Origin of the sequence: Arcobacter roscoffensis, assembly GCF_024267655.1 — a bacterium.
Classification (GTDB): domain Bacteria; phylum Campylobacterota; class Campylobacteria; order Campylobacterales; family Arcobacteraceae; genus Arcobacter_B; species Arcobacter_B roscoffensis.
Genome location: NZ_CP100595.1, coordinates 2,174,603 through 2,189,347 on the forward strand (window position 1 = coordinate 2,174,603; position 14,745 = coordinate 2,189,347).

General features: G+C 35.0%; 8 protein-coding genes, 3 tRNA genes and 2 rRNA genes. All 13 read right to left on the reverse strand.

Annotated features, from left to right (window positions below; genetic code table 11):
• Nucleotides 1-44 precede the first annotated feature (44 nt).
• Nucleotides 45-2,959: ribosomal RNA gene (locus NJU99_RS10315) — 23S ribosomal RNA — on the reverse strand.
• A 338-nt stretch (nucleotides 2,960-3,297) separates the two neighbouring features.
• Nucleotides 3,298-4,814 (reverse strand): 16S ribosomal RNA (locus NJU99_RS10320).
• Together the 16S and 23S rRNA genes form the textbook arrangement of a ribosomal RNA operon.
• A 599-nt stretch (nucleotides 4,815-5,413) precedes the next feature.
• A tRNA-Asn gene (locus NJU99_RS10325) sits at nucleotides 5,414-5,488 on the reverse strand.
• 20 nt (nucleotides 5,489-5,508) lie between these two features.
• Nucleotides 5,509-5,583 (reverse strand) — tRNA-Asn (locus NJU99_RS10330).
• 33 nt (nucleotides 5,584-5,616) lie between these two features.
• A tRNA-Asn gene (locus NJU99_RS10335) sits at nucleotides 5,617-5,691 on the reverse strand.
• Between the two features lie 75 nt (nucleotides 5,692-5,766).
• Nucleotides 5,767-6,684 carry a radical SAM protein gene (locus NJU99_RS10340; RefSeq protein ID WP_254575839.1) on the reverse strand — a complete coding sequence of 306 codons (918 nt, stop codon included), beginning with the start codon at nucleotides 6,682-6,684 and terminating at the stop codon, nucleotides 5,767-5,769.
• 57 nt (nucleotides 6,685-6,741) lie between these two features.
• A complete protein-coding gene (hemE, locus tag NJU99_RS10345; RefSeq protein WP_254575840.1) occupies nucleotides 6,742-7,782 on the reverse strand; it encodes a uroporphyrinogen decarboxylase in 1,041 nt (346 codons plus the stop codon).
• Nucleotides 7,783-7,795: 13 nt separating this feature from the next.
• Complete coding sequence (locus tag NJU99_RS10350) at nucleotides 7,796-8,308, reverse strand: YqhA family protein (protein ID WP_254575841.1); 513 nt, start codon at nucleotides 8,306-8,308, stop codon at nucleotides 7,796-7,798.
• Nucleotides 8,308-9,345: an aspartate-semialdehyde dehydrogenase gene (locus tag NJU99_RS10355; protein WP_254575842.1), complete on the reverse strand. Its 1,038-nt coding sequence runs from the start codon at nucleotides 9,343-9,345 to the stop codon at nucleotides 8,308-8,310. The genes NJU99_RS10350 and NJU99_RS10355 overlap by 1 nt, the downstream gene beginning before the upstream one ends.
• 1 nt (nucleotide 9,346) lies before the next feature.
• The gene (gene gyrA, locus NJU99_RS10360) at nucleotides 9,347-11,926 is read right to left on the reverse strand and encodes a DNA gyrase subunit A (protein ID WP_254575843.1); all 2,580 of its coding nucleotides are present in this window, start codon (nucleotides 11,924-11,926) and stop codon (nucleotides 9,347-9,349) included.
• A gap of 126 nt (nucleotides 11,927-12,052) precedes the next feature.
• Nucleotides 12,053-12,271: an HP1242/YdcH family protein gene (locus tag NJU99_RS10365; RefSeq protein ID WP_254575844.1), complete on the reverse strand. Its 219-nt coding sequence runs from the start codon at nucleotides 12,269-12,271 to the stop codon at nucleotides 12,053-12,055.
• 152 nt (nucleotides 12,272-12,423) lie between these two features.
• Entirely contained in the window at nucleotides 12,424-13,605 is a 1,182-nt protein-coding gene (gene argJ, locus NJU99_RS10370; RefSeq protein WP_254575845.1) for a bifunctional glutamate N-acetyltransferase/amino-acid acetyltransferase ArgJ, read from the reverse strand.
• Nucleotides 13,606-14,727 (reverse strand): potassium channel family protein, encoded by a 1,122-nt coding sequence (locus NJU99_RS10375; protein WP_254575846.1) that lies wholly within the window; start codon nucleotides 14,725-14,727, stop codon nucleotides 13,606-13,608. It lies immediately after the preceding gene.
• Between the last annotated feature and the right edge of the window lie 18 nt (nucleotides 14,728-14,745).

Below are 14,745 nucleotides of genomic sequence, written 5' to 3' on the forward strand. Positions count from 1 at the left end.
CAAGTATGCATATACTTAATAAGATAGTAAACCAAGAAATATATTAAAAAAAGCCAAACGATCTATTAGTACTAGTCAGCTAAACGTCTTACAACGCTTACACACCTAGCCTATCAACCAGCTAGTCTTGCTGGGATCTTCAGGGAAAGTTCATCTTGAAGTTGGCTTCGAGCTTAGATGCTTTCAGCTCTTATCACATCCGTACATAGCTACCCAACGATGCCCTTGGCAGAACAATTGGTACACTAGTGGTACGTTCATCCCGGTCCTCTCGTACTAGGGACAAATCTCCTCAACTTTCCTACGCCCACGGAAGATAGGGACCGAACTGTCTCACGACGTTCTGAACCCAGCTCGCGTACCGCTTTAAATGGCGAACAGCCATACCCTTGGGACCTGCTCCAGCCCCAGGATGCGATGAGCCGACATCGAGGTGCCAAACCTCCCCGTCGATGTGAGCTCTTGGGGGAGATCAGCCTGTTATCCCCGGCGTACCTTTTATCCTTTGAGCGATGGCCCTTCCACACAGAACCACCGGATCACTATGACCGACTTTCGTCTCTGTTCGACTTGTATGTCTCACAGTCAAGCTAGTTTATGCCATTATACTCAACTGGCGATTTCCATCCGCCATGAACTAACCTTTGTAAGCCTCCGTTACTTTTTAGGAGGCGACCGCCCCAGTCAAACTACCCACCAGACATTGTCCTAGTAGAGGATAACTCTACGTAGTTAGTAACTCAAATATTCAAGGGTGGTATCTCAAGGATGGCTCATCATATACTGGCGTCTATGAATCAAAGCCTCCCACCTATCCTGCACAAGAATATCCAAGCTACAGTGTCAAGCTGTAGTAAAGGTGCACGGGGTCTTTCCGTCTTTCCGCGGGTAGGAGGAATTTTCACCTCCACTACAATTTCACTGGATCCCTGGTTGAGACAGCTCCCATCTCGTTACGCCATTCATGCAGGTCGGTATTTAACCGACAAGGAATTTCGCTACCTTAGGACCGTTATAGTTACGGCCGCCGTTTACTCGGGCTTCGATCAAATGCTTCGATAAATCTAACATCATCAATTAACCTTCGAGCACCGGGCAGGCGTCACACCTTATACATCCACTTACGTGTTAGCAAAGTGCTGTGTTTTTGGTAAACAGTCGGGAGGGACTCTTTGTTGCAACCTCTTTAGCTTTCGAGAGTAAATCTCTATACCAAAGTAGGCACACCTTATACCGAAGATACGGTGCTAGTTTGCAGAGTTCCTTAACCAGGGTTCTTCCACGCGCCTTAGAATACTCATCCCACCCACCTGTGTCGGTTTACGGTACGGGCAACAAATAATATACTTAGTGGCTTTTCTTGGCACGACAGTATCATCGATTCTCTATCTCCTCCGAAGAGTGTCAAGAGCCTGTAAGATCTCGGCCTAATGTAACCCGGATTTGCCTAAGTTACAGCCTACGTCCTTCGACCCACTATTCCATCAGTGAGCTCGATTAACTCTATGCGTCCCCACATCGCGCTTATTTGTTGGTATTGAAATATTAATCAATTTGCCATCGTCTACCCCTCTCGGACTCGACTTAGGTCCCGACTAACCCTACGATGACGAGCATCGCGTAGGAAACCTTGGGTTTTCGGCGAAGAGGATTCTCACCTCTTTTATCGCTACTCATGCCTGCATGCTCACTTCTATCCGCTCCAGCGCTCCTTGCCGGTACACCTTCAACGCTGAATAGAACGCTCTCCTACCACTCAGATAAATCTGAGTCTAAAGCTTCGGTGCATATCTTAGCCCCGTTATATTTTCCGCGCAGAATCACTAGACCAGTGAGCTGTTACGCTTTCTTTAAAGGATGGCTGCTTCTAAGCCAACCTCCTGGTTGTCACAGTAACTCCACATCGTTTTCCACTTAGATATGACTTTGGGACCTTAGCTGTTAGTCTGGGTTGTTCCCCTCTCGACATAGGATTTTATCACCCTACGCCTGACTCCTGTGATTACACATATAGTATTCATAGTTTGATAGGGTTTGGTACCGCGGTAAGCAGCCCTAGCCCATTCAGTGCTCTACCCCTATATGCTACTACACAAGGCTATACCTAAATATATTTCGGAGAGAACCAGCTATCACGAAGTTTGATTGGCCTTTCACCCCTATCCACAAGTCATCCGAGGACTTTTCAACGCCCACCGGTTCGGTCCTCCACTGGCTCTTACACCAGCTTCAACCTGCTCATGGATAGATCACTTCGTTTCGGGTCTGCAGCATCTGACTAATTCGCCCTATTAAGACTCGCTTTCGCTACGGCTTCGTACTTGACTTAACCTTGCCAGACACCACAACTCGCAGGCTCATTATGCAAAAGGCAGTCCGTCACCCTGATAAATCATAGGGCTCCGAATGATTGTAAGCTAATGGTTTCAGGTTCTATTTCACTCTCCTCACTGGAGTACTTTTCACCTTTCCCTCACGGTACTTGTTCACTATCGATCTGTAAGTAGTATTTAGGATTAGAGGGTGGTCCCCCTAGATTCAGTCAAAATATCACGTGTTCCGACCTACTCAGGATACCAATAAAGTCATTGAAGATTTTAAGTACAGGAGTATCACCTTCTATGCTATAGCTTTCCAACTATTTCCTCTATCTTCTTTGATCTTATATCTTGGTCCTACAACCCCCTATGCAAGCATAGGGTTTGTCCTAATCCGCGTTCGCTCGCCGCTACTAACGGAATCTCATTTGATTTCTCTTCCTCCGGTTACTGAGATGTTTCACTTCACCGGGTTCGCCCACTTTGCAGTGTAATATATATCTCTATATACTGGGTTGTCCCATTCGGAAATCTACGGATCAAAACTTCTTGACAGTTCCCCGTAGCTTATCGCAGTCTAGTACGTCCTTCATCGCCTCTTACAGTCTAGGCATCCACCATTAGCCCTTAATAGCTTATTTTTTATGTTGATAAAGTAATTTACATTACTTCACCGTTTGAATAATTATTCCTTGGCTACTATCTTATTAAATATATTACTATATTCAATAAAAAAGTTGTGTTTTAAAAATTGTTTCTTATTTTAGTTCATATTTAAACTTTCATTTAAATATTCGCTAGAAAAATTTTAAGACTTTAACATTATGTTTTTAAATATCATATCCTTTATTATCAAATAAAGAATGTTTAAAGATTATAAATAATCTTTATAAACCGAATATAGAAAAGGTCGATATTCCCTTTTTTTACTAACTTTGTTAGTTTCTGAGATAAGAATCGAATCTTATCTCTTTCTCTGAAAGGAGGTGATCCAACCGCAGGTTCTCCTACGGTTACCTTGTTACGACTTCACCCCAGTTACTGAATCCACTGTGGAGGGTAGCTACTTTAGCATTCCCGCTTCGAATGAGTTCAATTCCCATGGTGTGACGGGCGGTGAGTACAAGACCCGGGAACGTATTCACCGTAGCATTGCTGATCTACGATTACTAGCGATTCCAACTTCAAGTAGTCGAGTTGCAGACTACTATCCGAACTGGGAGATATTTTTGAGATTTGCTCCACGTCACCGTATCGCTGCTCTTTGTATACCCCATTGTAGCACGTGTGTAGCCCTGGACGTAAGGGCCATGATGACTTGACGTCGTCCTCACCTTCCTCCTGGTTACCCAGGCAGTCTCGTTAGAGTTCTCAGCCGAACTGTTAGCAACTAACGACGAGGGTTGCGCTCGTTGCGGGACTTAACCCAACATCTCACGACACGAGCTGACGACAGCCGTGCAGCACCTGTATATAAGCTTCTGCAAGCAGACACCTCATAATCTCTTATAAGTTCTTACTATGTCAAGTCCAGGTAAGGTTCTTCGCGTATCGTCGAATTAAACCACATGCTCCACCGCTTGTGCGGGTCCCCGTCTATTCCTTTGAGTTTTAATCTTGCGACCGTACTCCCCAGGCGGTACACTTAATGTGTTTACTGCATTACTGCAAGGTCTAGCCTCACAACAACTAGTGTACATCGTTTAGGGCGTGGACTACCAGGGTATCTAATCCTGTTTGCTCCCCACGCTTTCGCGTCTCAGCGTCAATAATGTTCCAGTAGATCGCCTTCGCAATCGGTATTCCTTCTGATCTCTACGGATTTTACCCCTACACCAGAAATTCCATCTACCTCTCCCATATTCTAGGTTAACAGTTTTCAAAGCAGTTCTATGGTTGAGCCATAGGATTTCACTTCAAACTTATTAACCCGCCTACACGCTCTTTACGCCCAGTGATTCCGAGTAACGCTTGCGCCCTCCGTATTACCGCGGCTGCTGGCACGGAGTTAGCCGGCGCTTATTCATATAGTACCGTCATTATCTTCCTATATAAAAGGAGTTTACGCACCGAAATGTGTCATCCTCCACGCGGCGTTGCTGCATCAGGGTTTCCCCCATTGTGCAATATTCCCCACTGCTGCCTCCCGTAGGAGTCTGGACCGTGTCTCAGTTCCAGTGTGACTGATCATCCTCTCAAACCAGTTAGGCGTCATTGTCTTGGTGAGCCATTACCTCACCAACTAACTGATACCGTACAGGCCGATCCTAGAGCTATAAATATTTCCCTTGCAGACTTTTGTCTTAAAGGCATATAGAGTCTTAGCATTCGTTTCCAAATGTTATCCTCTTCTCTAGGGCACATTACCTATATATTACTCACCCGTGCGCCACTTAGCTGACAGTTATAGCAAGCTATAACCCGTTCTCGTTCGACTTGCATGTGTTAAGCACGCCGCCAGCGTTCACTCTGAGCCAGGATCAAACTCTCCATAAATGAAGTATTTGAAACTGACAATTTTTGTATTAAATTACAAAATTATCACTCAAAATGCTTTTTACTTTCGTAAAAAACTTAAATAGACAAGAATTGTATTTCTTGTTTTTTATATCGTTTATTCTATATTCGGTTTATAAAAATTACTTCTTATTAACCTTCTGTTTTTAAAGATCATAATCTCTTTTAGAACTTCTTGTCGTTCCTCTGAAATTGGATGGGAATTATAGACAAATATCTCTCGCTTGTCAAGCGATTTTTCTAAATTAAAGCTTAAATTTTGGAAATTATGGATTTTTGTATTGAAAAATCTATATTTTATTACCTTTTAGAGTTTATATTTTTTATTCTTTTTACCTTATTTGATTTTTACTATTCTTTTTTACATAAATAGAAAAGAATTTCTTTTGTAAATTCACATTAGATGTGTAAAGTTTATAAAGTTAAGATACTAAGATTAGCTGACATACGACCAAAGTTTATTATAGTAGGCATATATGAACTATTTAATGAAAAGTTATAATTGTTAATTTCTCATAATATTTTAATTTATTAATTGTTTACTGTGAAATATTATGTGATTGATTAAATATATGAAGTGGCTCCGGCACCTGGATTCGAACCAGGGACCAAATGATTAACAGTCATCTACTCTACCACTGAGCTATGCCGGATTTTGAAGTTAATTTATAAATGGCTCCGGCACCTGGATTCGAACCAGGGACCAAATGATTAACAGTCATCTACTCTACCACTGAGCTATGCCGGAATCTATAAATTATGATATGTTGTATTAAAAATATGGCTCCGGCACCTGGATTCGAACCAGGGACCAAATGATTAACAGTCATCTACTCTACCACTGAGCTATGCCGGATTATTTAACCATTTTTTTAATGGAGTGGAATTATAGTAAAAAATATTTTCTTTGTCAAGGGAATTTTATAAAAATTTATAAATTTTTATAAAATTTAACTCCACTACTATCGACAAGTGATATTTTACTATTTTTTACTAGTTCTTCAAGCTTATTCTTAGATTCCTCATCAAATAAGTTTTCAATATCTTCAATAGTAAGAGGTCTTCTTTTTAATGTTTGAACAATATCATCTTTTGAATATGAACCTAAAAGTTTAGGTCTATTTTTATATACTATGTTTACATTTATACCTTTAAAAATATTTGCAACTTTTTCTAAAGTTTTATATGATACAGGTTTAACTTTATACGCAGGTGGCCTATCAATAGTACCAATATCTACTCTTTTAGGGTTTATTTTTTTCACAGCATTATATAATAAAGCAATTTCATCATCCTTATCATTTAAATCTTTAACAAAAAGAATTTCTAAAACAAAATCATTTTTTGTTTTTTGCGAAAAATCTATCATAGAAGGAACAATTTTATCTATTTCTATACTTTTATCAGTTCTATCAAGTTTTTTAAAACACTTCTCACTTACACAATCTAATGAAAGTTTTACTGTATCAATTTTAAGAAGAGTTTTAAAGGTATCTTCTTTATAAATTGTACTACCATTTGATAAAATAAGAGTTTTTGTATTATTTTTGATTTTATTAATTTCATCCACAAGTTCATCTAACTTAGGATAAAGTGTTGGTTCACCATTTGCAGTTAATGTAATAACATCGATTTTTTCATTTTTTAGAAAACTTTTTTTTATTTCAGAGATTACTTCTTCAACACTTGGATACTCAGTCATTTTAGAAACTGTTTTAGCACCTTCTAATTCACAATATAAACAATCAAAGTTACACTGTTTTGATGAAGGAGAAAGATCTATCCCTAAAGATATACCAAATCTTCTTGAAGCGATTGGTCCAAAAGTTATTGAGTTTGAATAAGACATGATTTAAACTTTCTTTAATAAGTAGCAAAGCTACTTATTAGATAATTGAGATTTTAATTAAGATTTTTTAGATACTCTTTGACACTCTTTAACAAAGTGAATAGCATTTTCAACAGGAACATCTGGCAAAATACCATGTCCTAAGTTGAAAATATGTCCTTCACCTTGCATAGTCTCTTGAATTTTTTCTACACATTTAGTAGTCTCTTCTTTTGAGTAAAGTCTACAAGGTTCCATATTTCCTTGAAGAACATATTTATCACCTAACTTAGCTTTAGCCATAGCCATTGGAGTTCCCCAATCAATTCCTAATACATCAAAGTTTCCATAAACTCCATCCATATTAATAAATGCAGAGATTCCTTTAGGGAACATTATTACTGGAATATGTGGATATTTCTCTTTAATGTATTCAGCAATTTCAACCATATACTTCCATGAGAATTCATCATATCTTCCAGGTTCAATTGCTGCAGCCCATGAATCAAAGATTTGAACAACATCTGCACCTGCTTGAATTTGTTTTTCTAGATATAATTTAACAATATCAGTTACTTTTCTTAAAATATTATGCAATAGTTCAGGATTTGAATACATCATTTTTTTACATAAATTATAAGTCTTAGTCCCCTGCCCTTCAATCATGTAAGTTGCAAGAGTCCATGGAGCACCTGTAAAACCAATAAGTGCTTTATCTTCTGGTAACTTTTCTTTTAAAAGTTTGATTGTTTCATAAACATATGTTAATTTATTTGCAGCTTCTTCACCACAAATTAGTCTATCAACATCTTCTTGTGTTTCAATTGGGTCATGAAATACAGGACCTTGACCTTTAATAAACTCTAAATCCATTCCCATTTCATCTGGAATTACTAAAATATCACTAAATAAGATTGCAGCATCAACTCCAACAATATCTAAAGGCTGAATAGTAACTTCACAAGCTTTTTCAGGGTTATGACATAAGTTTAAGAAGCTTCCTGCTTGTCCTCTTACTTCCATATACTCAGGAAGGTATCTTCCTGCTTGTCTCATCATCCATACAGGAGTGTAAGGAGTCTCTTTTCTAAAACACGCATCTACAAATATCTTTGACATATATTTACCTTTTTTATTTTTTTCCAACTTTTCCTAAAAAGAAAAGTCCAAGAGCTAAAGCAGCTACGGCTAAAGCAAAATACAACATTTCTAAAGCACCATTATATTCCGTATGTAAAACTCTTTGAAAAAAGTTTACTACTAGAACCATAACAATAACTTTTGCTATTTTATCTTTTAACTGATCTAATGAAGTAATTGATAATATTTTTGAATCATCTTGTGCTTGTTCATTATGATCAATAGGAGAGATAAAAAGTTCGTATATTCCAAAAGAAAAAATAAGCATAACTACTGCAATTAAATATAAATCAACTGCACCAATTATACCGCTTACAATATCTTCATGGAAATTCTCTGGATGGGCATGAGTAATAATAGTATCAAATGCATATTTTGCAACAACAAATATATCCATACTTGCAACTACAAATAATACTACAGCACCTAATAAGCCAAAAAGTACAGCGAAGATAACAAGAAATCTTGTTTTCCACATTGCACTTTCAAATAGCCTTTCAATCATTAAATATCGCTCTCCATTTCAATCCATTTTAAAGCAATTCTAACTGAGTTAGTAGCTGCACCTACTCTTACTTGGTCTGCAACATTGAAGAAATGAACTATATTTGGTGCATAAACATCTTTTCTTATTCTTCCTACATATGTCATATCTGTATCAGTTGATACAATTGGCATGGGGTATGCATTGTTAGCTAAATCATCTATAACTTCTACATTTTCAAAGTTTTCTAATGCATTTCTTACTTCATTTACATCTACATCTATATTTTCATCAAATGTAACTGTGATTGATTCTGAGTGAGATCTTAAAACTGGAACTCTAACACAAGTAGCTGCTACTTGAACTTCTTTATGAAGAATTTTTTGAGTTTCATTTACCATTTTCATTTCTTCTTTTGTGAAATCATTTGGCTGCTGAACATCAATTTGAGGAATAACATTTAGTGCAATTTGATGTGCAAATGCATCTTTTTTGCTCTCATCTAACTTAAATGCAAAAAAGTCTTGCATTTGAGTTACTAACTCTTCCATTCCTGCTTTTCCTGCACCTGAAACTGCTTGATATGTTGATACATCAACTCTTTTAATTCCATATAATTCATCTAATGGTTTTAAAGATAATACCATTTGAATAGTTGAACAATTTGGATTAGCAATAATTCCTGTTTCTCTCCATAGTGCAATGTCTTCTGGATTTACTTCTGGAACTACTAATGGAACATTTGGAACCATTCTGAAGTGACTTGTATTATCAATAACAACCGCACCAGCTTCTACAGCATACTTTGCAAACTTCTCTGAAATATTACCACCTGCACTAAAAAATGCAATATCTACTTCATTTTCTTCAAACGCAGTCTCAGTAAGTTCTAAAACAGTATACTCTTTATTTTTATACTCAATTTTTGAACCAGCACTTTTAGCACTCGCTAATGGAACAATATTATTAACTGGAAAGTCATAATCTGCCATTACTCTAAAAAGTTCTTCACCTACTGCACCAGTTGCTCCTACAACTGCGACATTAAATTTTCTCATATTAATCTTCCTTTTTTTCTTCTAGATTGTCTTTTAATGATTGTGATTGTTGTTGACTTTTATCTTCAACTGCAATCTCTTCAATTATTTCTCCATCTTCATTGTATCTTATTACATTTCCGTTTTCATCAACTTCAATTTCTTCATCTTGTTTTGGACATTTTGCAATTGATACTACTTTATCACCTTTATCAACATTTACAATGATAACACCTGATGTATTTCTTCCTGCTTTTCTAATTGTTTGCATATCAACTCTAATCATCTTACCAATAGATGTTAAAGCCATTAAGTCCATACTTTCATCAACTAAAACTTCACCAATAACGCTTCCAGTTTTTTGTGATAATTTCATTGATATAACACCAGAACCTGCTCTATTTGTAAGTCTGTACTCTTCTACAAGTGTTCTTTTTCCAATACCTTTTTCAGATACAGTTAATAACTCTTGCTCTACATTATCAATAACATCTGCATCAACTACATAATCAGTATCATGTTTAAACTTAATACCTCTTACACCTCTTGTTGATCTACCTTGTTCTCTTGTTTTATCAATTTCAAATCTAATACATTGACCTAAACTTGTAAATATCATAATATATTCAGACTCAACATTTGTAATCTTTGCAGTTACAATTTCATCTAAATCATCAAGAACAATTGCTCTTACACCATTTGATCTTATATTACTAAACTCTGATAATGATGTTCTTTTTACAATACCATTCTTAGTAAAGAATGCTAATGATTTAGATTCATCAAAGTCATCAGTTGGAATAATAGCCATGATTTTTTCATCAGGTCTTAAGTTAATTAAGTTAACAACTGCTTTACCTTTTGCAGTTCTACTTCCCTCAGGAATTCTATAAACTTTTAACCAATATAATTGCCCCATGTTTGTAACAAACATTAAAGTATCATGAGTATTTGAAACAAAGAACTTCTCAATAAAGTCATCATCATGAGTAGTAACAGCTACTTTACCTTTACCACCTCTTCTTTGTTTTTCATAAGACTTAATTGGAACTCTTTTTACATATCCATTGTGAGTAATAGTAACTACCATTGGCTCATTTGGAATTAAATCTTCCATATCGATTTCATCATATGAATCTTCGATTTCTGTTCTTCTTTCATCAGAATATTTGTCTTTAATTTCAATTAACTCTTCTTTGATAATTTCATTTAACTTATCTTCTGATTTTAAGATTGCTTCTAATTCTGCAATTAAAGCTAATAGCTCTTGATATTCAGCTTCAAGCTTATCTCTTTGAAGACCTGTAAGTCTTCCTAATCTCATATCTAAAATAGCTTGAGATTGAATTGTTGAAAGTCCAAATCTATCTTGAAGCTTCTCTTTTGCTTCACCATCATTTGCAGATGATCTAATAATTTGAACAACTTCATCAATATTATCTAAAGCAATTTTTAAACCTTCTAAAATATGAGCTCTAGCTTTTGCTTTTTCTAAATCAAAGATTGTTCTTCTAATAATTACAGTTTTTCTATGAGCTAAGAAAATATTTAAAATTTGAGGTAAATTAAATACCTTTGGTTCTTTGTTATGAACGGCTAAAAGAATAATACCAAATGTAGTTTCCATTGGAGTAGATTTATAAAGGTTATTTAATACAATCTCACCCATAGCATCTTTTTTAAGTTCAATAACAACTCTAATACCGTCTCTATCAGATTCATCTCTAACTTCTGAAATACCTTCAATTTGTTTATCTTTAGCAAGTGTAGCTATTTGCTCAATAAGTCTTGATTTATTTACTTGATATGGTAGTTCATCTAAAACGATTACTTCTTTTTTACCTTTTGTTTCGATATGATGCTTAGCTCTTATCTTAACTCTTCCACGTCCTGTTTTATATGCATCAATAATTCCTCTTCTTCCAAAGATAGTACCACCTGTTGGAAAATCTGGACCTTGAATAAATTGCATTAAATCCTCAGCTGTTGATTCTGGATTGTCAATTGTATGTAAAACGGCATTTAATAATTCATTTAAATTATGCGGTGGAATTTTAGTAGCCATACCAACTGCAATACCCTCACTACCATTTAATAATAGTGTTGGAACTCTTGTAGGTAAAACAGTTGGTTCTTTTAATGTATCATCATAGTTTTGAGTATAATTAATAGTATCTTTATCAATATCTCTTAAAACCTCTTCAGATATTTTAGTCATTCTAGCTTCTGTATATCTCATTGCTGCTGCGTTATCACCATCAATTGAACCGAAGTTACCTTGTCCATCAACTAAAGGAGCTCTCATTGAGAAATCTTGCGCCATTCTAACTAGTGCATCATAAACTGAGCTATCACCATGAGGGTGATACTTACCAATAACATCTCCAACGATTCTTGCAGATTTCTTATATGCAGACTTCGAAGAAATATTTAAATCATGCATCGCATATAAAATTCTTCTGTGAACTGGTTTTAATCCATCTTTTGCATCAGGTAGTGCTCTACCAATAATAACACTCATTGAATAATCTAAATATGAAGCTTTAACTGAATCTTCAATATTTATGTCAATAATATCTTGGTTTTCAAAAAGGTTTTCCATAAAAAAAGGCCTTTGTAATATAAAATTTAGATATTTTATCCAAAGTGTGCTTAGGGCAAGTTGAGTAAGTTATTTTTGAAGAAAAAGAGACCTAGTATAGTCTCTTTTTTGTTTAATAAAAGTTATTTATGCTTTTTCACTTTTATATTTAATGATCATATTATAAACATCATCTTTTAGTTTTAATTTCTCTTTTTTCTTTGCTTCAACATCAAATTGATCTGCATGACTTTTTTCCATTTCCATAATCTCTTCATCCAAATCATTATGTTTATCAAATAATTTGTGGAAATGTGCATCTTTTTGTTTTAACTCTGCGATTAGATCTCTATATTCATGAAACATTTTACATCCTATATATTGGTTTATAAAATGATTATACACCCCTTGAACTTAAGAGAATTTAAATTTATATTTTAAGTTCTGTAATCAGCATTAATCTTTACGTTTTCGTACGTACTGAAGTGACATCTAGTCACTTCAGAAGTTATTGTATTTTAAGTTCTGTAATCAGCATTAATCTTTACGTACTCATAACCTAAGTCACATCCATACGCTGTAAAACTATACTCCCCTACTCCTAAATCACAAATAACTTTAAACTTATCATTTCCTAGTACTTTTGCTGCTTTTGCTTCTTGTTCTTCATCAAAGCAAAGTTCACCTTTATCATAAACTACAACATCATTATATGATATTACTAGTTTTTCTTCATCACTTATTACTTTTGATGCTCCTATTGTTGATGCAATTCTTCCAAAGTTTGGATCTTCTCCAAACAGTGCTGTTTTTACAAGTAATGAGTTTGATAATGCTTTTGCTGCTTTTTGTGCTTCTTCTTTTGAGGCTGCATTTCTAACTTCAAATGCAACTGCTTTTTTAGCTCCCTCACCATCTGCTACCATTAACATCGCCATATCATGCATTACCAATCTTACAGCTTCAATAAATGCTTCTTTATCATAAGTATTTGATTTTTTATTTGCTAGAAGCATTACTGTATCATTTGTTGATGTATCTCCATCTACTGATATTGCATTAAATGTTGTTTCACTATTTACTTCTAATGCTTCTTTCATATCATTTAAAGGAACTGCTGCATCTGTACAAATAAAACAAAGCATAGTTGCTAGGTTTGGGTTTATCATCCCTGCACCTTTTGCTACAGCACCTATTTTAAACGAACTACCATCTTCAAGTTTTACTTCATACATACAACTTTTTTCATAAGCATCAGTTGTCATAATTGCTCTTGCTAGGTTCTCACCACTTTTAGCATTTAAGTCAAAAGAATTAGCACCTTTTACAATCTTATCAATTGGTAAAGGATTTCCTATTACTCCTGTACTACTCATAATTGGGTTTACTAAATCAAAACTTAATGATGAAAAAATAGTATTTATATCTTCAATACCTTTTTTCCCAGTTAATGCATTTGCATTTTTTGAGTTAATAAGTACAAAGTTTGTTTTAAAACCTTCTTCATATTGTAAATAGTGTTTTAATGGTGCAGCTTGAAATCTGTTTTCTGTAAAAACTGCTTGAACATCGCAAGGTTCATTTGTATAAATAAAACCTAAATCATTATTGCCATTTGGTTTAAGTCCTGCACTTATTCCATCACAGTTAAAGCCATCTATTTGATCTATATGACCTTTTATTGGTAATATTGTAAACATCTATATATCCTCTGGTTTCTCTTTTAAATTTATTATTCTTTTTGCTCTTGAAATACCTTTTTGTGAACCAACTAGCAGTAGTTTACAATTGGCACTAATAAGTATAGTTCCCCTTGGCATTTGAATAAACTTACCTTTCTTCTCAGTAATACCTATAACTGAAACCTTTAGCCTATCTCTTAAATGCAAGTCTTTAATTTCTCTATTTACGACCCAAGACTCTTCTTTTACATATACTTCTTCCATATCAATAGGAGTGTCTCTTTTATATAAAAACTCATCAAGTACGTTTTCCATATCTGGTCTAATAGCCATTGCAGATACTCTTTTTGCCATTAAAGATGGAGTGGCAACAACTTTATCCGCTCCAAGTTTTTTAAGTCTAATTTTTTCATTTTGTGTTTCTGCATTTGAAATGATTAAGAAAGGACTTCTTCCAAGCTCTTTTTCATAAAGCCTTACTGATGCAATTAAAGTAATATTGTCTGAAATATTCTTTGATAAAGATATTGCACCTTTTGCAGAACTTAAGTGAGACTTTAAAAAAGCAACCTCTTTATAAGGTTCTTCTTTTACAAAATATGGATAGCCATTCTCTTTGGCAATCTGTTCAATATCCTCACTTGGATCAACAACAACGAAAGGAATATGATTTTCCCTAAACTGTTTTGCTAACTGTGAAGTATACTCATTATGATAGAAAATAACAAAATGTCTTCTAAGTCTTGCAATCTTATATAACATACTTCTTTCCTTATATAGGTCAAACAACCTTCCTTTAACAACAGTATCAATTAAAACAGCAGTAGAAAGTGTAAATACTGCAAAACCAAATATAATAAGTGTAATAGTAAAAAATCTACCTGCAGGTGAAATAGGAGCAATTTCTCCAAATCCAACAGTTGTAAATGTAATACCTGTTTGAAATATTGCGTCTAAAATTGAAAAGTCATCAATGATAATATATCCAAGTGTACCAATCATCATAATGATTTGAACTAATACAAATGGTAATCTAAATGGTTTTAATTGTGAGTATATTAATGGATTTAAGTCGTATTCTGGTTTGACTGTTCGAATTTCCCAGCCAAGGGCTTTTTTGATTCTTCTAAAGATGCTCATGAAAGCACTTTTCTAGTG